This window comes from Streptomyces sp. NPDC051913 (assembly GCF_044593635.1).
Classification (GTDB): Bacteria; Actinomycetota; Actinomycetes; order Streptomycetales; family Streptomycetaceae; genus Streptomyces.
In genome coordinates this window covers 111,478-133,814 of record NZ_JBIUCI010000016.1, presented here as the reverse complement: position 1 = coordinate 133,814, position 22,337 = coordinate 111,478, and the positions used below count along the sequence as shown (strand labels likewise).

The 22,337-nt window shown below is 72.5% G+C and carries 21 protein-coding genes; 10 read left to right on the top strand and 11 right to left on the bottom strand.

Annotated elements, in window-relative coordinates:
* Positions 1-11 precede the first annotated feature (11 nt).
* On the bottom strand, positions 12-716 hold the full coding sequence (locus tag ACIHIX_RS37000; protein ID WP_399964157.1) for a GNAT family N-acetyltransferase: 705 nt from the start codon (positions 714-716) through the stop codon (positions 12-14).
* A 106-nt stretch (positions 717-822) separates the two neighbouring features.
* Positions 823-1,671 carry a class I SAM-dependent methyltransferase gene (locus ACIHIX_RS36995; RefSeq protein ID WP_399964155.1) on the bottom strand — a complete coding sequence of 283 codons (849 nt, stop codon included), beginning with the start codon at positions 1,669-1,671 and terminating at the stop codon, positions 823-825.
* Positions 1,672-1,751: 80 nt separating this feature from the next.
* Here ACIHIX_RS36995 and ACIHIX_RS36990 point away from each other — a divergent pair, with 80 nt between their 5' ends.
* The gene (locus ACIHIX_RS36990) at positions 1,752-2,183 is read left to right on the top strand and encodes a helix-turn-helix domain-containing protein (protein WP_399964153.1); all 432 of its coding nucleotides are present in this window, start codon (positions 1,752-1,754) and stop codon (positions 2,181-2,183) included.
* Positions 2,184-2,206: 23 nt separating this feature from the next.
* Here the strand turns inward: ACIHIX_RS36990 and ACIHIX_RS36985 are convergent, their stop codons facing one another.
* Positions 2,207-2,803, bottom strand: coding sequence for a phosphatase PAP2 family protein (locus ACIHIX_RS36985; RefSeq protein ID WP_399964152.1), 597 nt, complete (start codon positions 2,801-2,803; stop codon positions 2,207-2,209).
* Positions 2,796-4,238, bottom strand: coding sequence for a diacylglycerol/lipid kinase family protein (locus ACIHIX_RS36980; protein WP_399964150.1), 1,443 nt, complete (start codon positions 4,236-4,238; stop codon positions 2,796-2,798). The genes ACIHIX_RS36985 and ACIHIX_RS36980 overlap by 8 nt, the downstream gene beginning before the upstream one ends.
* Before the next feature lie 309 nt (positions 4,239-4,547).
* Here ACIHIX_RS36980 and ACIHIX_RS36975 point away from each other — a divergent pair, with 309 nt between their 5' ends.
* Genes ACIHIX_RS36975 through ACIHIX_RS36955 form a run of 5 tightly spaced genes read left to right on the top strand, consistent with a single transcriptional unit; the run spans position 4,548 to position 10,034 of the window.
* The gene (locus ACIHIX_RS36975; RefSeq protein ID WP_399964148.1) at positions 4,548-4,946 is read left to right on the top strand and encodes a hypothetical protein; all 399 of its coding nucleotides are present in this window, start codon (positions 4,548-4,550) and stop codon (positions 4,944-4,946) included.
* 60 nt (positions 4,947-5,006) lie between these two features.
* Positions 5,007-5,606, top strand: a complete 600-nt coding sequence (locus ACIHIX_RS36970; RefSeq protein WP_399964146.1) for a (2Fe-2S)-binding protein — start codon at positions 5,007-5,009, stop codon at positions 5,604-5,606.
* Between the two features lie 12 nt (positions 5,607-5,618).
* Positions 5,619-6,602: an FAD binding domain-containing protein gene (locus ACIHIX_RS36965; RefSeq protein ID WP_399964144.1), complete on the top strand. Its 984-nt coding sequence runs from the start codon at positions 5,619-5,621 to the stop codon at positions 6,600-6,602.
* A complete protein-coding gene (locus ACIHIX_RS36960) occupies positions 6,599-8,791 on the top strand; it encodes a xanthine dehydrogenase family protein molybdopterin-binding subunit (protein ID WP_399964142.1) in 2,193 nt (730 codons plus the stop codon). The genes ACIHIX_RS36965 and ACIHIX_RS36960 overlap by 4 nt, the downstream gene beginning before the upstream one ends.
* 43 nt (positions 8,792-8,834) lie before the next feature.
* A complete protein-coding gene (locus ACIHIX_RS36955; protein WP_399964140.1) occupies positions 8,835-10,034 on the top strand; it encodes an XdhC family protein in 1,200 nt (399 codons plus the stop codon).
* On the opposite strand, the gene ACIHIX_RS36950 is transcribed toward ACIHIX_RS36955, so the two are convergent.
* Entirely contained in the window at positions 9,954-10,835 is an 882-nt protein-coding gene (locus ACIHIX_RS36950) for a helix-turn-helix domain-containing protein (RefSeq protein ID WP_399964138.1), read from the bottom strand. The genes ACIHIX_RS36955 and ACIHIX_RS36950 overlap by 81 nt on opposite strands.
* 173 nt (positions 10,836-11,008) lie before the next feature.
* Here ACIHIX_RS36950 and ACIHIX_RS36945 point away from each other — a divergent pair, with 173 nt between their 5' ends.
* Positions 11,009-12,025 carry a zinc-dependent alcohol dehydrogenase family protein gene (locus tag ACIHIX_RS36945; RefSeq protein WP_399964136.1) on the top strand — a complete coding sequence of 339 codons (1,017 nt, stop codon included), beginning with the start codon at positions 11,009-11,011 and terminating at the stop codon, positions 12,023-12,025.
* Positions 12,026-12,083: 58 nt separating this feature from the next.
* On the opposite strand, the gene ACIHIX_RS36940 is transcribed toward ACIHIX_RS36945, so the two are convergent.
* Positions 12,084-12,812, bottom strand: coding sequence for a 2-phosphosulfolactate phosphatase (locus ACIHIX_RS36940; protein ID WP_399964134.1), 729 nt, complete (start codon positions 12,810-12,812; stop codon positions 12,084-12,086).
* Positions 12,813-12,925: 113 nt separating this feature from the next.
* Here ACIHIX_RS36940 and lexA point away from each other — a divergent pair, with 113 nt between their 5' ends.
* Positions 12,926-13,597, top strand: a complete 672-nt coding sequence (lexA, locus tag ACIHIX_RS36935; protein WP_399964132.1) for a transcriptional repressor LexA — start codon at positions 12,926-12,928, stop codon at positions 13,595-13,597.
* Positions 13,598-13,645: 48 nt separating this feature from the next.
* Here the strand turns inward: lexA and ACIHIX_RS36930 are convergent, their stop codons facing one another.
* Positions 13,646-14,599, bottom strand: coding sequence for a LysR family transcriptional regulator (locus tag ACIHIX_RS36930; protein WP_399964130.1), 954 nt, complete (start codon positions 14,597-14,599; stop codon positions 13,646-13,648).
* 188 nt (positions 14,600-14,787) lie between these two features.
* Here ACIHIX_RS36930 and ACIHIX_RS36925 point away from each other — a divergent pair, with 188 nt between their 5' ends.
* Positions 14,788-15,303 carry an SRPBCC domain-containing protein gene (locus ACIHIX_RS36925; RefSeq protein WP_399964128.1) on the top strand — a complete coding sequence of 172 codons (516 nt, stop codon included), beginning with the start codon at positions 14,788-14,790 and terminating at the stop codon, positions 15,301-15,303.
* A gap of 68 nt (positions 15,304-15,371) precedes the next feature.
* Here the strand turns inward: ACIHIX_RS36925 and ACIHIX_RS36920 are convergent, their stop codons facing one another.
* The gene (locus tag ACIHIX_RS36920) at positions 15,372-15,878 is read right to left on the bottom strand and encodes a cupin domain-containing protein (protein ID WP_399964126.1); all 507 of its coding nucleotides are present in this window, start codon (positions 15,876-15,878) and stop codon (positions 15,372-15,374) included.
* Positions 15,879-16,013: 135 nt separating this feature from the next.
* Positions 16,014-16,649, bottom strand: a complete 636-nt coding sequence (locus tag ACIHIX_RS36915; RefSeq protein ID WP_399964124.1) for a class I SAM-dependent methyltransferase — start codon at positions 16,647-16,649, stop codon at positions 16,014-16,016.
* Positions 16,650-16,793: 144 nt separating this feature from the next.
* On the opposite strand from ACIHIX_RS36915, the gene pgm reads away from it, so the two are divergent.
* Positions 16,794-18,434, top strand: coding sequence for a phosphoglucomutase (alpha-D-glucose-1,6-bisphosphate-dependent) (gene pgm, locus ACIHIX_RS36910; protein ID WP_399964122.1), 1,641 nt, complete (start codon positions 16,794-16,796; stop codon positions 18,432-18,434).
* A gap of 20 nt (positions 18,435-18,454) precedes the next feature.
* On the opposite strand, the gene ACIHIX_RS36905 is transcribed toward pgm, so the two are convergent.
* On the bottom strand, positions 18,455-19,102 hold the full coding sequence (locus ACIHIX_RS36905; protein ID WP_399964120.1) for a dihydrofolate reductase family protein: 648 nt from the start codon (positions 19,100-19,102) through the stop codon (positions 18,455-18,457).
* A gap of 104 nt (positions 19,103-19,206) precedes the next feature.
* Positions 19,207-22,206 (bottom strand): glycosyl hydrolase, encoded by a 3,000-nt coding sequence (locus ACIHIX_RS36900; RefSeq protein WP_399964118.1) that lies wholly within the window; start codon positions 22,204-22,206, stop codon positions 19,207-19,209.
* Between the last annotated feature and the right edge of the window lie 131 nt (positions 22,207-22,337).

Below are 22,337 nucleotides of genomic sequence, written 5' to 3'. Positions count from 1 at the left end.
GGTGGGGACTGTCACGGTGTGCGGAACCCGCGGAAGGTGACGTGCGTGCGGCTCTCGAAGCCGAGTCGTTCGTACAGCGCGAGCGCACCGGTGTTGGTCTCGGCCACGTGCAGGAAAGGGCGTTCGCCCCGGGACTCGATGCGTGCGGCGAGCGCGCCGATCAGGCGGCGGGCGTGGCCGCGCCCGCGTGCCTCCGGTGCCGTGCAGACCGCGCTGATCTCGGTCCAGCCCGGCGGCCGGAGCCGTTCGCCCGCCATGGCCACCAGCCGGCCGCCGTCGCGGACGCCGAGGTAGGTGCCGAGCTCATGGGTGCGGGGCCAGAACGGGCCCGGTTCGGTGCGGGTGACGAGGTCGAGCATCTCGGGGACGTCCGCCGCGCCCAGTTCCACCACGTCGACACCGCTCACGTCGTCCGCCCGCTCGGCCGGGCCGCTGCCGGGCCGGACCAGCTGCCGGCCTTCGAGGACGAAGACCGGTTCCCAGTCCGACGGCGGGATGGCCGGGCAGCTGAACAGATCGGCGAACTGCCCGCCCCCGAGCAGCTGGGCCAGATCGGCCCAGTCCCTTGCCGCCGCGTCGGCGGGCACCGCCGAGAAGGACGCGACCCCCGGCACATAGGTGGCGGCCCGGCCGAGCCTCTGGGCGAGATGCGCGTGATGACCGCCGAGTGACGAGCCCACCGGGTCGTCGAGCACGGCGGTGTCGCTGTTCGTCATCGGGGGGCCTTTCGTGACGGGGGAGGCCGGGCGGCGCCGCTCCCGCATCGTACGTCCCCTTCCCTCACTGACGACCGAAATGTCGCGCCCTGTGGGTGGGCGGGCGTCAGCCCGCCGCCCTGGCGTCCACCACCCAACAGGCCGCCGTGAAGCGGACTTCGGGACCGTGCACGAACGGCTCGAAGGCGGCGCGGACCGTGTCGACGACACGCGGCCGGATCTCCTCGTCCAGGTCGGGGAGAAGCATTCCGAGGGGGCCGAGCTCGGTGAAGTAGCCCACCAGCTCGCTCGTCGGCAGGACGCAGGGCAGTTCGACCGGCTGGATGCCGATCTCGCCCCACCCGCTCTCGGCCAGGACAGCGCGGACCACGTCCGCGTCCGCGAAGGCGAACTGCCCGGGGCCGTCCGGGCGTCGGGCCGGCAGCTGCGGGACGAGCGGGGCGGCGGCCCGCTCGGCCGTGGTCATGAACGGGTTCTCCTCGGGCCCACGCCAGGCGACGAACCGCAGCCCGGCCCCGTGCCGCGCGGCACGCCGAAGGTGGGTGAACGCCCGTACCGAGTCGTCGAAGAACATCACGCCCAGGCGCGAGACGACGGCGTCGAAGGTCGCGGGCTCGAACGGATGGTCCGCCGCGTCCGCCACGACGAACGACGCCCGTACGCCCGCCTTGGCCGCGCGGTCCCGGGCGGCGCCGATCATCGGTTCGGAGATGTCGACGCCCACGCACCGCCCTTCGGGGCCGAGCCGCCGGGCGACGGCCACCGTGGTGCTCCCGGTGCCGCAGCCGACATCGAGCACCCGGCCTCCGGCCGCGGTGGACAGCCCCTCGACGAGCAGCTCCTCCAAGGGCTTGAGCAGCCCGTCCAGCAACTCCTGCTTCTCGACCCAGACATGGCCGGCGCGACCGCCCCAGCGGCCCGGCTGGTCGTCCTCGGTCGGATGCTTGATCTCCATGATCGTCTCCTGTGCTTGCTTGCCGACGGCGGGTTCGGAATGACAGCGTGCTACTTCAAGCCGACTTGAGGTCAAACGAGATGACGGTCCTGGACATCGGCGAGGTGGCCCGACGCGCGGGCGTCCCCGCCTCGACGCTGCGGTACTACGAGGAGAAGGGGCTGATCGCCTCCTGCGGAAGACGGGGACTGCGCCGCCAGTACGACCCCGATGTCGTCGAGCGCCTCGCGCTGATCGCGCTGGGCCGCACCGCGGGCTTCTCGCTCGACGAGATCGCGCGCACGTTCGCGGCCGACGGACAGCCCGACATCGACCGCGGGATGCTCGCGGCCAAGGCGGACGAACTGGAGGCCCGGATCAGTGAACTCACCGTCCTGCGCGACTCCTTGCGGCACGCCGCCGCCTGCCCCGCGCCGAGCCACCTGGAATGCCCCACCTTCCGCGGCCTCCTCGCCGCCGCGGCGACGGGCGGCGTGACCCCGCCGAGCAGGCGCACCCCCGGGCCCCGCTGATCCCGCCCGGGCAGCGGCCGGCATCAGGGCAGGCGGGTGCGGTGCGGGCCGTCCCACCCGGTGGCGGCGAGGATGGCGGCCGCCGCGCCGGTGCCCAGTACGGCGCCCGCGATGACGTCGCCCGGGTAGTGCACGCCGGTGTGGACGCGGGAGTACCCGACCGCGCAGGCGAGCAGACCGAGCGGAAGCGTGGCGACCGGGAGGACGGGGCCGACGGCGGCCGCGAAGGCGACGGCCGACGCGGTGTGGCCGGAGGGGAACGACGCGGACTTCGGCATGGGGACGTGCCGCCCGGGAAAGGGCGAGTCCTCGGCCCGGTGCGGACGGTGCCGACGCACCAGCCGCTTGCCGAGCAGGTTCGCCGTCGTCGAGGCGACGCCGATCGCCGCCACCCCGAGGGCCGCGGCACGGCGCGGACGGCCGGGGCACAGAGCGAGCAGCCCGGCCACCGCGAACGAGATCTTGGAGTGGTCGGCCGCCGCGGACAGCCGGCGCAGGGCGTGGTCCAGCGTCGGGGTGTGCGTGACCGTCACGGCCTCGTAGAGCGCCTGGTCGAGGGCGGCGAGATCGCGCAGCAGCGCTCGGGGAGCGCCGTCTTCGGGCTGGGGGCGGTCAGACATCGCTGTGCTCCTGCGTCGTGCCGGTGGTCGGGGAAGGGCGGTCGAAGGCGAGGCGGACGATGTGCCGCCAGTCGACGGACGGTGCTATGTAGGGCGCGCCGGGCCGGTGCCGGGGCACCCGGACCCGCAGCACCCCGGGCCGCACCGTGCACACCACCGGCGGCGGCAGGGTGAGCGCCTCCCCGTCCACCGCCACGGCGATGACATCGGCCTCGGCCTCGACGGTCACCCGACGTGCGGTCAGCGAGGTGATGCCGCTGGCCCGCTCACCCCGGAACGCCAGCTCGGCGGCCTGGGCGGCGCCCTCGATCCGTACGGCGAGCACGCCCAGTCGGCCCGCGTCGAGCCGTTCTCGGCGCCCCGCGCCGAGCGGGTCGGCGAGGACATAGGGGTTGTTGCTCACCAAGAGCGCCTGCGGCACCGGGAGAGGTTCCTCGTCGGCCCGGGCCTGGAGCTTGGAGGAGGCCTCGCCGGTCAGCAGGTCCGGCAGCTGGTCGAGCGCGGTGACGGCCTTCGCCTCGCGGTAGTCGGGGCTCTGCACGATCTCGGCGTACGCCCCGAAGGACACCGTGTTGACGAACGGGCGCCCGGCGACGTCGCCCAGGTCGACACGGAGTTCCACGCCGTCCGTGAGGGCGTCCAGGCCGCTCGCCGGGTCGGTGCGATCGAGACCCAGGTCCATCGCGAAGTGGTTGCGGGTCCCGGCGGCCAGGACCATGAACGGTACGCCGTGTGCCGCGGCCACCTCCGCGACCAGCGCCTGCGTCCCGTCGCCGCCGGCCACACCGAGCAGATCCGCCCCCTCGGCGACGGCCTGCCGGGCCAGCGCGGCGGGGTCGGGGCGGGGGCGACGAGGCGGGGGGCCGTCGGGAGCGGTGGCGGCATCGGTATCACCATCGGCCTCGCCCTCGGCCCCCGTGCCCAGGTCCAGCAGGATGACCCGGGCGCCGAGCGCCTCTGCCCTTTCCACCAGCTCATGCTGGCCGACCTTCCCGCCACCCGACCGTGGGTTCATGATCAGCACAGGTCTGTTGGGCGGCCGTACGGAACGCGAGCGCATGCCGTGCGGTCGGCGCCGACGGCGTAGCGCGCTTCTGGCGCAGGCCAGCGCCGCGGCCCACGCGCCGAGCGCCGCCACCGCGTACAGCCACAGCCCCGAGACGGCGTACAGGACGAGAACGCCCACCGGCGCGGCGACGGCCAGCAGCGCGCCGCACAGCCGCGGCAGTCCCCGGTGCGCCAGTGCCCACCAGAGGCCGGCGCCGGCGAGTCCCAGTCCGCCCAGGCCCAGCAGCAGGATGAGGATCTGGCCCGCACCTGCCGCCACGGCCGCGACGGCACCCGCCAGACAGAGCAGTGCGAGCCGGGCCAGGGCCCGCGCCCGTCCGTCGGCGCCGCTTGGCTTCGTGCGGTTCGTCGAGGGGGCCGTGTTCATGATGCTCCGGGAGATTCGCGAGATCCCAGGTCTGGGCTGGTAGCTGCCATTCTCTCCGCAAAGATCGCCCGACCGCAGTCCCTTTGCTCCGCCGCGGTGCCAGTTGCGCGGCTCCGCTGCCGCGAAAAGCGGTCGGCGCGGCACGATGAGAAGGCGCGGAACCGCGCGGGCCGGCGCGTTACGGGGGAGTCGCTGTCTCCCGAGGTTCGGCGGGCTCCGGAGACAGCGACCCCCGGCCGACGGCTGGCGTACGAGTCCGACGGCGCTGGTGACGGCGTCGGCGCCGGCCTTCGTGACGGTGTTCCTCGGGTGGCTCCCCAACCCGTTCGCGTCCGGCGGGCAGGAGTCGGCGAGCCGGCCCCCGCGCCCGGCGCCGGAGCACGCCGCTCGCGGCTTCCCGTCGCGACGAGGCTCGCCCTCACGCTCCGCAACCCGGGTGAGCCGAAGGCCGCGATCAGCGAGTTCCGGTTCACCGTGCGCGAGGTGCGGAGCCTGGAGTCCTGGATCACCGCCGACTACGACATCGACGTGGACCGGATCCTCGCTTCGGCCGACGACCTCAGCCCGGAGGCGAAACGCCTCAAGACCGAGACCACCACTCTGCGCCATGGGGGGAGGAAAACCTCCCTGTTACGGCCTCGGCCGCGATGGCAGGCTCCGGGGAAGCCGCCCTTGGTCCTGGCGCCGCGTACGGCCGAACCTCCTTGACGCGAAGGCTTGATGATGCCCCCACACGAGTCTCCTGCTCCGCCTCCCACCGCACCCGAGATGCCTCCGTCGCCGCCCACGCGGCGCACCTTCATCGCCACCACCACCGCCGTGAGCGGTGTCGTCGTCGCGGGCGGCGTGATCGGTGGAGCCGTTCTCGCCGAGCCGCAGGAGGCGGTGGCCACCGACGCCGCGCCGTCCACCCGGGTCTCCCTGACCGTCAACGGCACCCGGCGGACGGTGACGGTGGACAACCGCACCTCGCTCCTCGACCTGCTGCGCGAGCACCTCGGCCTGACCGGCTCCAAGAAGGGCTGCAACGCGGGAGCTTGCGGAGCGTGCACCGTGCTGGTCGACGGGCATCGGGTCAACTCCTGCCTCACGCTCGCCGTCCGGCTGGAGGGCGCGCGGGTCACCACGGTCGAGGGCCTGGCGGACGGCGACGAACTCCACCCCCTGCAACAGGCGTTCATCGACCAGGACGCCTTCCAGTGCGGCTACTGCACGCCAGGACAGATCATGTCCGGCGTCGGCTGCATCAAGGAGGGCCACACCGGCTCCCCGGAGGAGATCCGGGAGTGGATGAGCGGCAACATCTGCCGCTGCGGCTGCTACGTGAAGATCGTGCGCGCGGTCGAGCAGACCGCGGCCGGGAAGTGAGGTACGGCCGTCATGCATCCCTTCGCCTACACCCGCGCCACCGACACCCGTGAGGCCCTCGACGCCGGTCGCCGCGGCGGCCGTTACATCGCCGGCGGCACCACCCTCGTCGACCTGATGCGGGAGACCGTCGAACGCCCGGAGAGCCTCGTCGACATCAGCGGCCTGCCGTTGCGCGAGGTCCTGGTCACCAAGGAGGGCGGGCTGCGCATCGGCGCCCTGGTCCGTATGGGCGAGGTCGCGGCGCACCCCGCGGTCCGCGCCGCCTTCCCGGTCGTCTCCCAGGCCCTGGAGCTGAGCGCGTCGGCCCAGCTGCGCAACATGGCCACCATCGGCGGCAACATCATGCAGCGCACCCGCTGCACCTACTTCCGCGACGTCACCGCGCACTGCAACAAACGGGAGCCCGGCTCGGGTTGTGCCGCGCTGCACGGAGTCAACCGCGGCCACGCCATCCTGGGCACCACGGACCACTGCGTCGCCACCCACCCCTCCGACGTCGCCGTGGCCTTTGCCGCTCTGGAGGCGACCGTCCACCTGCTGGGCCCCGACGGACGCGAACGCACCCTGCCCTTCGCCGACTTCCTGCTCAAGCCCGGCAGTACTCCGCACCACGAACAGGCCCTCCGTCAGGGTGAGTTGATCACGGCCGTCGAGATCCCCGCCCATCCGCGACCGCTGAAGTCCGGTTACCTCAAGGTCCGCGACCGCCAGTCCTACGAGTTCGCGCTCACCTCCGCCGCCGTCGCCCTGCACATCCGGGGCGGGGTCGTCCGGGAGGCCAAGGTCGCCGCCGGGGGAGTGGGCACCGTGCCCTGGAAGCTGTCCGAGGTCGAACGGCACCTGATCGGCCGCCGCCCCTCGGACGCCCTGTGGGCCGCGGCCGCGGAGAAGGCGGCGGACGGGGCGCGCCCCCTCACCCACAACCGGTTCAAGGTCGCGCTGCTGCGCCGCACCGTCGAACGCCAGCTTCGCATCGTAGGAGGAAGCAAGTGAGCCCCCAGCCCCAGTCCGCCGTGGGCGCGCCGCTGTCCCGGGTGGACGGTCGGCTCAAGGTCACAGGGCGGGCGGAGTACGCCGCCGAGCACGACCTGGCGGGCACGGTCCACGCCGTCATCGTCGACGCGAGCATCGGCCGCGGCCGCGTCACCTCCGTCGACACCCGTGCCGCCGAAGCCCACGCGGGCGTACTGCGGGTGATCCACCACGGCAACGCGCCGAGGCTGCCGTACCGCGACAACCAGGGGTCGAACAACCTTCCCGGCCGCAGACTGCGCGCGTTCCAGGACGACCGGGTGCTCTTCCACGGTCAGCCCGTCGCCGTCGTGGTCGCCACCAGCCTGGAGGCCGCCCAGCACGGGGCGAGCCTGGTGACGGTCGGCTATGACGCCGAGGAGTCCTCGACGGATCTCTCCGAGGGCGAGCCGGGGCAGCCGGCCGAGTACGCGCGCGGTGACGCGGAGGCCGGGCTGCGCGACGCGGCCGTACGCCTCGACCTGACGTACCGCCTTGCGCGCAACCACCACAACCCGATGGAACCGCACGCCACGATCGCCCGCTGGGACGGCGACCGGCTCACCGTGTGGGACAAGACCCAGTGGGTGCCCGGCACGCAGCTGGAGCTGTCCACGGTGTTCGACCTGCCCTTGGAGTCCGTGCGGGTCGTCAACCCGTTCGTCGGGGGCGGCTTCGGCAGCGGGCTGCGCTGCTGGCCGCACACCGTGGTCGCCGCGCTGGCCGCCCGGGAAGTGGGCCGCCCGGTGAAACTGGTCCTGACCCGCAGGCAGATGTACTTCGGCACCGGCTTCAGGCCGTCGTACGCCTACCGGTTGAGCATCGGCAGCGACCGCACCGGCCGCCTGGTCGCCGCCGACCACCGGATCGAGGCGGAGACCTCGTCGTACGAGACCTTCACCGAGGCCGTCATGTCGCCCGGTCAGATGCTCTACGGCAACCCCAGCGTCCGCCAGGCCTACCGGACGGTGCCGCTGGACGTGAGCAGCCCCATCTGGATGCGCGGCCCCGGCGCGGCCACCGGCGTCCACGCCGTCGAGTCGGCCATGGACGAACTCGCCCACGAGCTCGGCATGGACCCGATCGAACTGCGCCGCCGCAACGAGCCCGCCCAGGACCCGTCGAACAACACGCCGTTCTCCACCCGCCGGCTCCTGGAGTGCTACACGGTCGGCGCCCGCGAGTTCGGCTGGGACCGGCGCAGGCAGCAGCCGCGCTCGACACGCGACGGCGACTGGCTGATCGGCATGGGCATGGCCGCCGGCGTCTACCACACGGGAGTCGCCCCGGCGCAGTCCCGGGGCCGGCTCCACGCCGATGGCACCGCGGTGGTCGAGTCCGCCACCAGTGACATGGGCCCGGGCACCTACACCGCCCAGACCCAGGTCGCTGCCGACGCGCTCGGGCTCGCCGTGCGCGCGGTCGACTACCGCCTAGGTGACTCGCTGTACCCGCAGACCCCGCCGCACGGCGGCTCGATGACCATGGCGAGCGTCGGCTCCGCCACCCTCGACGTCTGCGACCAGCTCAGGCGGCAGGCGATCCGACTGGCCGTCGAGGACGAGGAGTCCCCGCTGCACGGAGTGGACGCGGACGACATCGTCGTGCGCAACGGCCGACTGCACGTCCAGGGGAACCCGGCGCGCGGGGAGACGTACAAGAGCCTGCTGCGGCGCAACCAGCGAGACCGGCTCGAAGCGAGCTCCTCCTTCGACCCGCCGCGCGGCGAACGGCGTTCCATCAGCGCCTACAGCGCCGTCTTCGCCGAGGTGGCGGTCGACGCGACACTCGGTCTGGTGCGGGTGCGGCGGATGCTCGCCGTGTACGACGCGGGTCGCATCATCAGCCCCAAGCTCGCCGACAGCCAGGCTCTCGGCGGCATGGTCGGCGGCATCGGCGCGGCCCTGCTGGAGCACACGAGCACGGACCACCGCGACGGCCGGATCGTCAACGCCAACCTCGCCGACTACCTGGTCCCGGTCAACGCCGACGTGCCCGACCTCCGGGCGATCTACCTCGACGGGGAGGACTACGACGCCGACCCGCTCGGCGTGAAGGGCCTCGCCGAGCTGGTGATCGTCGGTGTGGCGCCCGCCCTCGGCAACGCGGTGTTCAACGCCACCGGCCGGCGCGTCCGCGAACTGCCCATCACGGCCGAGTCACTGCTCTGACCAGCCCCTGTCCCCGCCGCCCCTTTGAGTGAAGGACCCGTCCATGCTGAACATCGCGGACACACTGCTGAGTTGGTGCTCCGCGGCCCGCCCCTTCGCCCTCGCCACCGTCGTCGACGTCCGCGGCAGCGCGCCGCTGCCGGTCGGGACCTCGGTCGCGGTGGACGCGGACGGCACCGCGGTCGGCAGCATCTCCGGCGGTTGTGTCGAGGGCGCGGTGTACGACCTGTGCCGTGAGGTGCTCGACGGCCAAGGCGCCCCGGAACGCGCCTGGTTCGGCTACTCCGACGACGACGCCTTCGCCGTCGGCCTGACCTGCGGCGGCGAACTCGACGTCCTCGTCCAGTACATCGACCCCGAGAGCCGGCCGCGGCTCACCGCCGCCCTCACCGACGTGGTGGAGGGCCGGCCCGCAGCCGTCGCCCAGGTCGTCGAGGGGCCGCGGGAACTGGTCGGCGGGATGCTGTACGTCGACGCGGCGGGCGGCATCCATGACGGGCCGTCGACCGCAGCGGCGCGCCGGGAGGTCGGCGCGGCGGCGGGGGCGCTGCTGCGGGCAGGGCGTACCGCCCGCGCCGAGGTCGGCGGGGACGCCGCCACCTGCCCCGAGCGGCTGTCGGTACTGGTCCACGTCCAGGCGTCCCGGCCCCGCATGCTGGTCTTCGGCGCGGTGGACTTCGCCGCCGCCCTCACCCGGGCGGGCCGACTCCTCGGCTACCGCGTCACGGTGTGCGACGCGCGTCCCGTCTTCGCCACCGAGGCCCGCTTCCCGGACGCGGACGAGGTCGTCGTCGACTGGCCCCACCGCTACCTCGAAGGCACGGAGGTGGACGACCGCACGGCCGTCTGTGTCCTCACTCACGACGCCAGGTTCGACATCCCCCTGCTCCGGCTCGCGCTCGCCCTGCCGGTCGGTTACGTCGGCGCCATGGGCTCCCGGCGCACCCACGCCGAGCGCATCCGCCGGCTTCGTGAAGTCGGCGTCACCGAGCGACAGTTGGCGCGGCTGCGGTCGCCGATCGGTCTCGATCTCGGCGCCCGCACGCCCGAGGAGACGGCCGTCTCCATCACCGCGGAGATCATCGCCTGCGCGAACCGGGCCACCGGTCTGCCCCTGTCCGGCGGCACCGGCCCCATCCACCGGCCGGTGCCTGTGCCGGGGTCAGGCCGGGGACGGCGAAGCCGGCATCTTCTGCTCGGCGGCCCAGGAGGCGAGGATGCGCAGCCGGTCGTGTGTGGGTGAACCGGGGGCGGCGGTCCAGACCGTCAGATGCTGGTCGGGATCGGTGTTGGCGGTCAACGTGTCCCAGTCCAGGACGAGTTCACCCACCACCGGATGGTTGAGGGTCTTCGTCCCGACCGTCCGGGCGGCGACCCGGTGCGCGCCCCACCACTTCGCGAACTGGACGTCCCTGGTGGACAGTTCACCGACCAGCTCGATCAGCCGCGGATCCTCGGGATACTTCGCCGCCTCCATCCGCAGCTGCGCCACGGAGATCTGGGCCGAGGCCTCCCAGTCGGCGTACAGGGTGCGCATCGCCGGTTCGGTGAACTGGATGCGCGGGTAGTTGCGGTGCTTCTCCGGGATCCGGGAGAAGTCGATGACCAGGGCCGCGGCCAGCGCGTTCCACGCCAGGATGTCCCCACGCCTGCCCTGCACGAGCGCGGGGGTGGCGGTCAGGTCGTCCAGGACGCGCTGGAGCTGGGGCTGGACCTGCTGCCGGCCCCGGCGGCGGGTGCGCACGGCCGGCTTGCCCGCGAGCTGGAAGAGGTAGCCGCGCTCGTCGTCGTCCAGATGGAGTACCCGGGCCAGGACGTCGAGCACGGGCGCCGACGCCTGCATCCGGCCCTGTTCGAGCCGCGTGTAGTAGTCGGTGCTGATGGAGGCGAGCTGGGCGACCTCCTCGCGGCGGAGCCCGGCGACCCGGCGGGCGCGACCGGTCTCCGGCAGCCCGACCGTCCGCGGGCTCAGTTCCGAGCGGCGCCTCTTGAGGAATTCTCCCAGCTCGTTGAGGGGAACATTGCTGGTCATGCTCCCCAGCATGGCACCGATCGCATCCCGGGAAGGGGGGAGAGTTTCCTCCCAGGATGACTCCCTCCCAGGATGGATCTCTCCGCTTTTCCCACCCGCTCCCGAGTGTGAGGCTCGATCCCGAGCCGCTGTCCACCCCCTCGGGCCGCGGCGCCCGCACCCCCCGCAGCAAAGGAAGCACCACCATGCGCGGAGCAGTCATCCACGCCCCCGGCGACATCCGTTTCGAGGAGGTCGACGACCCGAGGATCATCAACCCCACCGACGCCGTGATCCGCACCGTCGTGACCTGTGTGTGCGGCTCGGACCTGTGGCCCTACCGCGGAGCGGAACCCGTGGACCAGCCGCACCCGATGGGCCACGAGTACGTCGGGGTCGTCGAGGAGGTCGGCAGCGAGGTCACCCACGTCAGGCCGGGCCAGTTCGTCATCGGCTCGTTCGCCACCTCCGACAACACCTGCGCCAACTGTCGGGCGGGCTACCAGTCCAACTGTGTGAACCGCGAGTTCATGAGCACCTGCCAGGCCGAGTACGTGCGCATCCCCAACGCCCACGGCACCCTGGTCGCCACGCCCGAGCACCCCGCCGACGACTTCCTGCCCAGCCTGCTGGCTCTGTCCGACGTGATGGGCACCGGCTGGTTCGCGGCCCGGGCCGCGGAGGTCGCGCCCGGCTCCACCGCCGTCGTCGTCGGCGACGGAGCGGTCGGCCTGTGCGGCGTCATCGCGGCCAAGGAACTCGGCGCCGAGCGGATCATCGCGATGAGCCGGCACGCGGACCGGCAGAAGCTCGCCCTGGAGTTCGGCGCCACCGACATCGTCACCGAGCGCGGCGAAGAAGGCATCGCCCGCGTCAAGGACCTCACGGACGGCGTCGGCGCCGACTCGGTGCTGGAGTGCGTCGGCACCCAGCAGTCCATGCAGCAGGCGCTGCGCGCCACCCGCCCCGGCGGCAACGTCGGCTTCGTCGGCGTCCCCCACGACGTGGCCTTCGACGGCCAGGAGCTGTTCTTCTCGCACGTCGGCCTGCGCGGCGGCCCGGCACCCGTACGCGGCTATCTGCCCGACCTCATCCAGCGCGTCTTCGAGGGCCGCATCGACCCGGGCAAGGTCTTCGACCTGACCCTGCCGCTGGACCAGGTGGCCGAGGGCTACAAGGCGATGGACGAACGCCGCGCCATCAAGGCACTCCTGAAGCCCTGACGCCCGAACGAGTCACCGGCGGCACGAGCAACGCTCGACGCCACCTGGGCCGAACCGGTCACCGGCGATCAGTACGGGGCTCCCCGTACCCGTCGTCGACAGCGGCACGGGGGAGGGGGCGCAGCACCAGCAGGGCCCCCTCCCGCCGGGCCGCCATCACAAAGCCGAACCGGTCGGCCTCCAGGCACAGTTCGACGTCGTCCGGATGAACTCCGCGGTATCCGCGTCGTACTCCGTCGGCGAGTTCGCCCGCTGCTCTGGAGGCCCGCGCCCGGCGGAGGTACGGGCCCGCCTCGGCATCGCTGTCGGTGATGCGTCGCTCGATGTACTCGGCGCAGGCCAGGTCCTCGTCGGCCCGCCCGTCCTCACCCGTGACGACGAACGTCACCGGCTCCCGCCCCTCGGCGCGCAGGAACCGCGCCGTCGCGCCCGCCACCACGAAACTCGCGCACAGCACCAGCGGCGCGTCGGCGACCGCCAGCGCGCCCACGGTGCCGGCCGTCGTCTTCTGCACCACCGTACGACCGGCCACATCCGCCGATCTGACGAGTCCCGGCGAGTTCACCGCGTCGAAGCCCGCCGCCGGAGGGCCGTCCTTGAGGGCCAGCCACCCGGGACGAGCCGCCTTCAACGCGAGTGCCTCCTCCTGCGACGAGGCCAGGACGATCCGCTCCGCACCCCGCGAGAAGGCCCAGGCGGCCACGGTGAAGGCCCGCATCACGTCGATCACGACCGCCACGCGTGGAACGTCGGTGAGCTCCCCGACGCCGACGAATCGATGAGTCATCGCCCCAGTCTGGCCGAGACCGGACCGGGACCGCCGATCGAATCGGTGTTCCCATTAGGGTGAGGGTGGGTTATGGTCACATTGCGTAAGGATCTTGTACGGAGGTGCCCCGGATGGAGAACACAGCGCCCGCCCGCCGGGGCCGTCCCCCGGGGCCCCGGGTCGCCGAAGGAGAGCTGACGAGCCGCCAGGCGGCCATCGTCCGCTACATCACGGAGACGGTCGCCCGGCAGGGCTACCCGCCGTCGATGCGGGAGATCGGCCACGCCGTGGAACTCGCCAGTACGTCCTCGGTCGCCCACCAGCTGATGGTGCTGGAGCGCAAGGGCGTCCTCTACCGCGACCCCCACACCCCCCGCGCCTACCAGGTCCGCCCCTCCTGGGCACCCGACCTGGGCCACCGTGGCGCGGAACCCGTCGAGGTACCGCTCGTCGGCCGGATCGCGGCCGGCGCACCGCTGCTCGCGGACGAGATGGTGGAGGACGTCTACTCCCTGCCCCGGCAGGTGGTGGGCGACGGCGACCTGTTCGCCCTGACGGTCTCCGGCGACTCGATGATCGGGGCGGCGATCTGCGACGGCGACATCGTGACCGTCAGACGCCAGGACAGCGCCGACCACGGAGACATCGTCGCCGCGCTCCTGGAGGACGAGGCCACCGTGAAGGTGCTCCGCCGCCAGGACGGCCAGGTGTGGCTGATGCCCCGCAACCCCGCCTACCAGCCGATCCCGGGCGACCAGGCCCAGATCCTGGGCAAGGTGGTCGGAGTCCTGCGCGTCCTCTGACCGGCGACACCCCGGCCCGCCCCCACACGCAGGCAGCTTCGGCGCCGCCTACCAGCCCCGCGCGGCGTCCCGAAGCAGGTCGCGGACGCGGACCACGTCGGGGTTGGTCTCGGCGCCGGGCCGCTGGACGAGGAAGAGGGTGTTCAGCGGCGGCTCCTCCGGGTCGTGGAGGAGAGTGAGGCGGCCGGAGTCGAGGTACTCCTGGCACAGGGAGCGGGGCAGGACGCTGTAGCCGGCGCCGGAGTTCACGGCCGACAGCACCGCGTACAGGTTGGGCACGGTGACCGCGGCGCGGGCGGTGAGCTGCTTGCCGAGGATGTTGCGCCAGTAGCGGCGGACGATCGGCAGGTCCTCGGCGTACGTCACCATCGGCACCTCGCGCAGGGCGGCACACAGGTCACCGGCCTCGGGATGCTCGGCGACGCGCCGCGCCCAGACCGGGTTCGCGACCAGCAGATACTCCTCGTCGGCGAGCGGTACGGACTCCAGGGCGCGCCCCCGAGGGCGCCGGGTGGTGATGACGAGGTCATGGCGGCCCGCGCGCATCTCCTCCAGCAGCGGCTCGGGCAGTCCTTGGGTGACGCGCAACTGGACGCCGTCGGCGACGAGCGGGACCAGTGCGGGCAGAACGCGTACGCAGAGCAGCTCCGAGGGCCCGGCGAGGTGGACGGGGGCGGCCATCTCGCCGGCATCCTCCAGCCCTGCGAGCGCGTCGAGAGGGCCGGCGATCTGCCCGGCGAGCTCGTGGGCGTACGGGGTGGGCTCCACCCCGCGTGGCAGCCGGGTGAACAGGTCCCGGCCGGCCTGCTGTTCCAGGGTGCGGATCTGCGCGGTCACGGTCGGCTGGGACAGTCCCAGGCGTGGCGCCGCCGCGGTGAACGACCCCGAGCGGTGGACGGCCAGGAAGGTGCGCAGCAGATTCAGGTCCGCGTGGGGCGGGAGCCGGGTGCCTGGTGCGGCAGCCGGGGGTGCCTCCGCGGCGGGTGTCGTCGGGTGCTTCATACAGTCGAGCGTACCGGTCCTTCGTATCGGAGTTCCGATAGCAGAGATCGGTGTCTCTATTGGTGACCGGATGGCAGTCCGGCCTACCTTCGATGTGTCGCCGGACGGCGGCGGAGGCCGGTGGCCGCGATCCCGCGGCCAGGGCCACGGAGCACGCACACCCGCACCACACCGTAAGGACACCCCTCATGACCACGCAGAACGCCATCAACTGGCCCGCGAAGTACCTCCCCGGCACCGGCGACAACTTCGTCTCCAACGAGGTCGTCGTGCAGGGCGTCACCGCCGCCCAGGTCTGGCGCCACCTGACCGACACCTCCGAGTGGGAGGGCTACTACGACAACGTCGCCGACATCTCCTTCCCGCAGGGCGGCGGCCCCGAGCTGAAGGACGACCTCGTCTTCAGCTTCGGCACCTTCGGCTTCCCGCCCCTGGCCGCCCACGTCGTCGAGTTCCAGGCCCCCGCCGTGGGTGTCCCCGGCCGTCTGTCCTGGACGGCGAAGCAGGACGGCCCGCCCGAGGAGCGGCTGGACGTGCTGCACGCCTGGCTGGTCGAGGACCTCGACGGCGGCCGGGTCCGCATCCTGACCCAGGAGACGCAGATCGGTCAGCCCGCCGCGGCCCTCGCGAACGAGCGCCCCAACCCCATGCTCAACGGCCACCAGGCATGGCTGGACGGCCTCGTCTCCGCGGCCTCCAAGTAGCCGCACTCCGGGCGCGCCCCCTGGGCCCGACCGACGCCGACCGCACTGCCACGCACTGCATCGCCCCCCTATGCCCCGGCCTCCAAGTCCTCCTCGAAGTAGCTGTCGTGCCGGACGCGGAACTCCCTCAGTTCCTCGGCGCTGCGCCGGCTCATCTCCGCGACCTGCTCGAAGTACTCCTCGCGGGGTGCGCCGGGGGAGAAGAGCATGAGCATGGACATGGGCTCGTCGGTCACGTTCTTGAAGGCGTGCAGACCACCGACGGGCACGTAGAGGAAGTCACCCGGGCGACCGGTGACCCACTTCTCGCCGTTGTAGAGCTCCAGTTCCCCGGAGAGGATGTAGAAGGACTCCGAGATCGCCTTGTGGAAGTGCGTCTTGGCGCCCGCGGACCGTGCCCCCAACTCGGCTTTGTAGAGCCCGAATTCACCGCCGGTCGACTCGTGCGTGGCGAGGTAGTGGGTGGCGCCGCCGGGCGAGGAGACGTCCGGCGGGGTGTCGGCCGGGCGGAAGACCGCGTTCACCTCCCCCTTGTCGCCGTGGTAGCGGGGCTCCGGGTAGGAGAGATACGACATGCTGCACTCCTTCGACGGTGTCTCACCGCAAAGGGTGCTCCCGCGGCGGGGCGGCGGCATCGGGCTCGCGGCCGATCTTGGCCCGGGACGGGACGAGGGCCGGGGACCTAGTACGGCGAAAACCGGACGCGGGTGTCAGCCGCGGTGGCAGTGCAGGAACAGGTGGGGTTCTGGGCCCGCGTCCGGATGGTCGGGGGTGAACGTGGGCTGGTGCCGGGACAGGACGGTGAGGCCGGCCGCCTCCACCATGGCGGTCACTCCCTCCTCGGCGAAGCTCGTCGCGCGGACCGGGCGGCCCATGAAGACGACCTCGACGTCCTCCACGTCCGCGGGCACCGTGGCGAGCACCAGATGCCCGCCGGGCTTCAGGGCCCCGGCCAGCCGGGCCAGCACGGCCGACTGCTCGGCACGGGTCATCTGCAGCAGCGAGAAGAACACGCACACCCCGTCGAACACGTCGGCTTCGAGGGGCAGTTCACGGATGTCGGCGTGACGGAACTCGGCTCGCGGCACCTGACGGGCGGCGAGGTCGACCATGACAGGGGAGATGTCGACGCCCAGCACCGAGTGACCCGCCGCGGCGAGGGCGGCGGCCGTGGGCCGTCCCGTGCCGCTGCCGACGTCCAGGACGCGGGCGGCGGGCGGCAGCCGCTCGGCCAGCCACTGGAGCGCGGCGAGGTGCGCGGGCGCGTGGGCGAACGCCTTCTCGTAGTCGGCGCCCAGCGCGTCGAACAGCACGGCGGCGGGCGGCCGTTGCTCGTCGTACGCCATCGTCGATGTCCCCTTCGCTCGTCGACCCGCATCGTCGCATCCGCCGTACACGTGCCACAACGGGTGCCCGATGCGCGTCCCCGGGCTCAGGGCAGGGGAGAATGGGCCGTACCCAACGGTCGACTCTTGCGGAGGAGCGGGGAAATGCAGGACGCGCGAGCGGGACAGGTCGCCGGGCCCGAGGACCTCATCGACGTGGCCCGGCTGGTCACGGCGTACTACGCGCTCCACCCCGACCCGGCCGAGCCCGGGCAGCGCGTGGCGTTCGGCACCTCGGGGCATCGCGGCTCTTCCCTCGCGGCAGCCTTCAACGAGGACCACATCGCCGCCACCAGCCAGGCCATCTGCGAGTACCGCGCGGCCCAGGGCACCGACGGGCCCCTCTTCCTCGGTGCCGACACCCACGCCCTGTCCGAACCGGCCCGGATCACGGCCCTGGAGGTGTTCGCCGCCAACGACGTCACCGTCCTCATCGACCAGACGGACGGCTACACGCCCACCCCGGCGGTGTCGCTCGCCATCCTCACCCACAACCGGGGCCGCACCTCCGGCCTCGCCGACGGCGTGGTGGTCACGCCCTCGCACAACCCGCCCGCCGACGGCGGCTTCAAGTACAACCCGCCGAGCGGCGGCCCGGCCGGCTCCGAGGCGACCTCCTGGATCCAGGACCGCGCCAACGAGATCATCATCGGCGGCCTGAAGGACGTACGCCGCGTCCCGTACGCCCGCGCCCTGGCCGCCTCCGGTACCGGTCGCCATGACTTCCTGGGCGCCTACGTCGCCGACCTGCCGAACGTCCTGGACCTGGACGCGATCCGGTCCGCCGGGGTGCGGATCGGCGCCGATCCGCTGGGTGGCGCCTCCGTCGCCTACTGGGGCCGGATCGCCGAGCAGCACCGGCTCGACCTCACGGTGGTGAACCCGCTCACCGATCCCACCTGGCGTTTCATGACGCTCGACTGGGACGGCAAGATCCGCATGGACTGCTCCTCGCCGTACGCCATGGCCTCGCTCATCGAGCAGCGCGACCGCTTCGACATCGCCACCGGGAACGACGCCGACGCGGACCGGCACGGCATCGTCACGCCGGACGGGGGCCTGATGAACCCCAACCACTATCTGGCGGTGGCGATCTCGTACCTCTTCTCGCACCGCGAGCACTGGCCGGCGAGGGCCGGGATCGGCAAGACGCTGGTGTCGTCCAGCATGATCGACCGGGTCGCGGCGGACGTCGGCCGCGAGCTGGTCGAAGTGCCGGTCGGTTTCAAGTGGTTCGTGGACGGCCTGTCCGACGGCACGCTCGGCTTCGGCGGCGAGGAGTCGGCCGGCGCCTCCTTCCTGCGCCGCGACGGCTCGGTGTGGACCACCGACAAGGACGGCATCCTGCTGGCCCTGCTCGCCTCGGAGATCACGGCGGTCACCGGCAAGACCCCCTCGAAGCACTACGCCGAGCTCACCGACCGCTTCGGCGCCCCCGCCTACGCGCGCGTCGACGCCCCCGCCTCCCGCGAGGAGAAGGCGCTGCTCGCCAAGCTCTCCCCGCGCCAGGTCACCGCCGACACCCTGGCGGGTGAACCGGTCACCACGGTCCTCACCGAGGCGCCCGGCAACGGCGCCGCCCTCGGCGGCATCAAGGTCGGCACCGCCAACGCCTGGTTCGCGGCCCGCCCTTCGGGCACCGAGGACGTCTACAAGATCTACGGGGAGTCGTTCCTCGGCGCGGACCATCTGCGGCAGGTCCAGGAGGAGGCCAGGGCCGTGGTCCTGGACGCGCTGGGCGGCTGACCCGCGCGAGGGCGGTGGCTTCAGGACTCCTTGCGGGTGAGCGTCAGATGCGTGACCCCGCTGGGGGAGGGCGTGGACTCGACGTCGTACGCCTCCTCCAGAGCCTCCAGACCGTCCCAGAGGCGTTCGCCGCGGCCGAGCAGGATCGGTACGACCACGACGTGCAGATGGTCGATGAGTCCGGCCGTGAGGAAGGCGCGGATGGTGGTGGCGCCGCCGCCGATGCGTACGTCCTGGCCGTCCGCGGCCTCGCGGGCCGTCGCCAGCGCCTCGGCGGGCGAGGTGTCGAGGAAGTGGAAGGTGGTCCCGCCCTCCATCTTGATCGACGGACGCGGGTGGTGGGTGAGGACGAAGGTCGGGGTGTGGAAGGGCGGGTTGGGACCCCACCAGCCCTTCCACTCCGGGTCCTTGTGCCACTCGGGGTGGCCGAACTTCCGGGAGCCCATGATCTCGGCGCCGATACCGGGCGTGAACTGCCGCACGAAGACGTCGTCGACGCCCCTGTTCCCGCCGGAGCGGCCGCTCGACTCGTGCCACCAGCGAGTCGCGAACATCCATTCGTGCAGCCGTTCACCGGCGTGACCGAACGGTGCGTCGAGGCTCTGCCCCTCACCGGTGGCGAAGCCGTCGAGCGAGATCGCGAAGTTGTGGACGCGGGCGAGTGACATGGCGGGCGACTCCTCGTGTTCTTCCGGTCGGGCTTCGTCCTGGACCCTTCCAGGATCGCCGAGCGAGCCGGAGAAAACCCGGGAACGCGCCCGCCAGCGCGTCGTCAGTCCACCGGCCCCTGGACGTACGGCACCAGCCGGACCGGCCCGGAGAGGCCGTACGCCTGACGGGCGGCCGTGCCGAAGACGGCCGGCTGGGCCACCCGGAGCCGGTTGATCAGGGGCGTCGCCACCTCCACCTCGATCACGTTGTTCCCGGGCCGCAGACGGCCGCCGAGGTCGACGACCGGGTGGAGCCGGTCGGCGGGGGCCAGCCGGGTGCCGTTGACGGTGACCCGGAACGTGTCGCTGACCACGCCCAGTTCGAGGTGTGCCCCGTGTGCGGCGGACCAGTCGGCGGGCAGGGCCACGGTGGTGCGGTAGCGGCCGATGCCTGCGGAATCGGCCAGTTCGGGGATCTGCGACCAGGGGAGCAGGGTGTCGAGGGAGAGCGTGCGCCGGACGACGTCGGTGTCGGTCGGTCCGGCGCCGGGAGTCCAGTCCTCGACGTCGAGCCGCCAACTGGTGAGGGCCACCGGTGCGGGCACGGCGGGCAGTGTGGTGGTGACCGAACGGCCGCGGGACAGACGAGTGGTGTACGTGCCCGCGGCCGTGGCCCGGACGGCCAGACCGCGGCCGGTGAAGAGCACGCTGTCGGCGTCGCTCGCCACGGCGTACTGCCGATCGCCGTCACGGTCGCCGAAGAGGCCGGGGCGGCCGAGGGCGACGACCGTGGCCTGCCCGGGTTCGAGGGTGACGCGCAGGGTGATGCCGTCGTCGTCCTCGGTGTAGCGGCCTATCCGGGTGACCTCGCCCGTCCATGGATCGAGGAGGTACGGGACGGTCGTGCCGCGTCTGGTCGGGCGCAGGGTGATGGCGTGGTCGATGGCGGCGACGGGCGGCTTGACCGTCTCGGCGTGCTTGCCGTTGCAGAGGTAGAACAGGTCGGTGTCGCCGCTGACACGGTGGAAGTTGAGCAGGGTCGAGGAGGTGGCGTACCGGGCGTCCGGAGCGACACCGAGGGCGGCGAGCGCGTCGCCGACGGCGGCCTTGTCGGTGACCCTGGTGACGTTCGGCAGGGCGAGGAGGCTCGCGAGGACCTCGCGCAGCCGCCCCGTCTCGTCCTCGCCGGGCACGCCCGGGGTCAGGGCCTGGTCGAAGGCGCCGAGCAGGACCATGGGCAGCCCGTCCCGGGCCAGGCTCAGCAGCTTGCGGGCGTCGGCGAGGGCCAGGGTCGGGGTCGAGGAGTAGAAGAAGTCACCCTCGACGAACAGCGCCTTGTAGGCGGGGCCGTCGGGAGCCAACCGGCCTTGTGCGACACGGGCGCCCGGCAGGTCGAGGAGCGGTCCGCTGAGGAACTGGTGGGTCCAGCCGAGCGGCACGCCGGTCGCGGTGAACCAGGAGGCGCCGATGCCGGTGGCGGTGTACCCGGTCTGCCGGAAGACGGCGACGTCGACCCGCGGGGTGCCGGTCTGGAGCACTTGGTGGACGCGGCCCAGATAGCCCGCGATGTCCCGGGCGTGCCGCCAGGTCGGCTGTCTGGGACCCCATGACTCGCCGTAGCCGGGGGCGCCGTTGTACGGGCTGAAGGCGGCGAAGCCCGGCCAGCTCACGCCGGGGGCGGTGGCGTACGAGAAGCCGTGCACCACCGTCTGGTTGACACCGGCCGCGTAGGCGCCGCCCATGGTGCGCAGGAACCGGTCCCAGGTCGTGCTGTAGGCCGAGCCGTTGTAGGCGCCCGACTCACAGGACAGCACCGTGTGCCCGGCCATGTCCCGGCCGCCCGCGAGGCAGCGGTAGTCGTCGAGGTTCTTGAAGCCGAGCGACTCCCCCTCGGGGATGTCGAGGAGCGCGGCCGACGCGATGGCGTCGGTCTGGAGGCCGTACGGCTGCGACCGCAACTCCATGCCCAGGGAGTGCGCCCAGTCCCGCAGGGCGGTGACGTGGTGGGTGTTGAACAAATGGGAGACGGTCTCCCAGAAGTCGTGCCGGATCTGCCGGGTGACCTGCGCCTCGAAGGCGAAGACCTGGTTGCTCTTGTCCAGCACGAGAGCCGGGAGGTACGGCAGCAGGGAACGGCCCGTGCGCTCCTCGAAGACCTCGGGCAGCGCCCGGGTCCACACGAGGGAGTCGGTCTCCAGCTCCACGGAGTCCTCGAAGAAGGCACCGCCGGCGGCCCGGAGCAGCCTGCGCACGGGGCCGGTGAGCACGGAACGCTCCCAGAAGCCGGTGACGGCGGCGGTGCCGGCCGGGCTGAAGTGGTCGACCACGTAGGCGGCCGGGGCGGAGTGCGGGCCCGACTCGGGCTGTTGGGCGGTGCCGCGCTGCCAGTACGAGATCAGCACCCAGTCGCCCTCGGCCGGCGCCGTCCAGATGAGTGCGCCGTCCGCCACGGCGGCGGTGAGGTCCTGGACACTGGCGAGGTCGAGGCCGGTCTCCTTGCGGGTCGCGTTGGCGGGCTCGACGCGGGCCGCCTGGACGGCGAGCAGCGTGCGCGTGGTGACGCCGCTCGCGGCGGCGCGTACGGGTTCGGGCACCGGGCCCCGGTAGGTGGTGCCGGCGGGCACGGAGGCGCGGCCGTAGGCGAGTTCGCGGGCGGCGGCCTCGTCGTCGGGGGTGACGCCGGGGACGGCGACGGGCCAGCTGGGGCCGAGCGTGAGGTCCACGGTCAGGCCCCGGCGGGCGGCCTGCCGCAGGGCGGCTTCGACGCCCTCCCGCCACGGGTCGCTGCCCCAGCCGTGGTGTGCGGTGTCGAGGACGGACTTGTCCTTGATGCTGTGGTGCACGGCGGCGATCTCGGCCCCGCCGAAGCCGGCGTCGGCGATCTGGTCGATCTCGCGGGCGATCTCCGCCGGGTCGACGAGACCGTCCGGCCACCACCAGCGGAACCTGGGTCGCACGGAGCGCGGCGGTGTGCCGAACCAGTCGCCGGACAGCCGCTGCGGGCCGTTCAGCGGTACGGCACCGGCGTGCGCCGCGCCCGCCACGGTGAGGGCCGTGGCCGCACCCGCGGCCAGCACGGCACGCCGGGACATCCCGTCACGCCGCGGAACGGGCTTTTGCATGGTGCGCCCCTATCACTTACTGAAACGATTCAATATGCCGTAAACGCCGGAACGCTAAGGGCGCGATCCCGTCGGAGTCAAGATCCGTGCGAGGAGCAGAACCGGCTTGTGCGCGTCGCGATGAGTTTCAC

Bases quoted from the DNA above. Each gene is read 5' to 3' on its own strand.
- ACIHIX_RS36950 (WP_399964138.1), bottom strand. From the start codon at position 10,835: ATGCTGGGGAGCATGACCAGCAATGTTCCCCTCAACGAGCTGGGAGAA.
- ACIHIX_RS36930 (WP_399964130.1), bottom strand. From the start codon at position 14,599: ATGAAGCACCCGACGACACCCGCCGCGGAGGCACCCCCGGCTGCCGCA.
- ACIHIX_RS37000 (WP_399964157.1), bottom strand. From the start codon at position 716: ATGACGAACAGCGACACCGCCGTGCTCGACGACCCGGTGGGCTCGTCA.
- pgm (WP_399964122.1), top strand. From the start codon at position 16,794: ATGCAGGACGCGCGAGCGGGACAGGTCGCCGGGCCCGAGGACCTCATC.
- ACIHIX_RS36980 (WP_399964150.1), bottom strand. From the start codon at position 4,238: ATGAACACGGCCCCCTCGACGAACCGCACGAAGCCAAGCGGCGCCGAC.
- ACIHIX_RS36985 (WP_399964152.1), bottom strand. From the start codon at position 2,803: ATGTCTGACCGCCCCCAGCCCGAAGACGGCGCTCCCCGAGCGCTGCTG.
- ACIHIX_RS36965 (WP_399964144.1), top strand. From the start codon at position 5,619: ATGCATCCCTTCGCCTACACCCGCGCCACCGACACCCGTGAGGCCCTC.
- ACIHIX_RS36955 (WP_399964140.1), top strand. From the start codon at position 8,835: ATGCTGAACATCGCGGACACACTGCTGAGTTGGTGCTCCGCGGCCCGC.
- ACIHIX_RS36940 (WP_399964134.1), bottom strand. From the start codon at position 12,812: ATGACTCATCGATTCGTCGGCGTCGGGGAGCTCACCGACGTTCCACGC.
- ACIHIX_RS36970 (WP_399964146.1), top strand. From the start codon at position 5,007: ATGCCTCCGTCGCCGCCCACGCGGCGCACCTTCATCGCCACCACCACC.
- ACIHIX_RS36990 (WP_399964153.1), top strand. From the start codon at position 1,752: ATGACGGTCCTGGACATCGGCGAGGTGGCCCGACGCGCGGGCGTCCCC.
- ACIHIX_RS36900 (WP_399964118.1), bottom strand. From the start codon at position 22,206: ATGCAAAAGCCCGTTCCGCGGCGTGACGGGATGTCCCGGCGTGCCGTG.
- ACIHIX_RS36945 (WP_399964136.1), top strand. From the start codon at position 11,009: ATGCGCGGAGCAGTCATCCACGCCCCCGGCGACATCCGTTTCGAGGAG.
- ACIHIX_RS36915 (WP_399964124.1), bottom strand. From the start codon at position 16,649: ATGGCGTACGACGAGCAACGGCCGCCCGCCGCCGTGCTGTTCGACGCG.
- ACIHIX_RS36925 (WP_399964128.1), top strand. From the start codon at position 14,788: ATGACCACGCAGAACGCCATCAACTGGCCCGCGAAGTACCTCCCCGGC.
- ACIHIX_RS36905 (WP_399964120.1), bottom strand. From the start codon at position 19,102: ATGTCACTCGCCCGCGTCCACAACTTCGCGATCTCGCTCGACGGCTTC.
- ACIHIX_RS36995 (WP_399964155.1), bottom strand. From the start codon at position 1,671: ATGGAGATCAAGCATCCGACCGAGGACGACCAGCCGGGCCGCTGGGGC.
- ACIHIX_RS36920 (WP_399964126.1), bottom strand. From the start codon at position 15,878: ATGTCGTATCTCTCCTACCCGGAGCCCCGCTACCACGGCGACAAGGGG.
- lexA (WP_399964132.1), top strand. From the start codon at position 12,926: ATGGAGAACACAGCGCCCGCCCGCCGGGGCCGTCCCCCGGGGCCCCGG.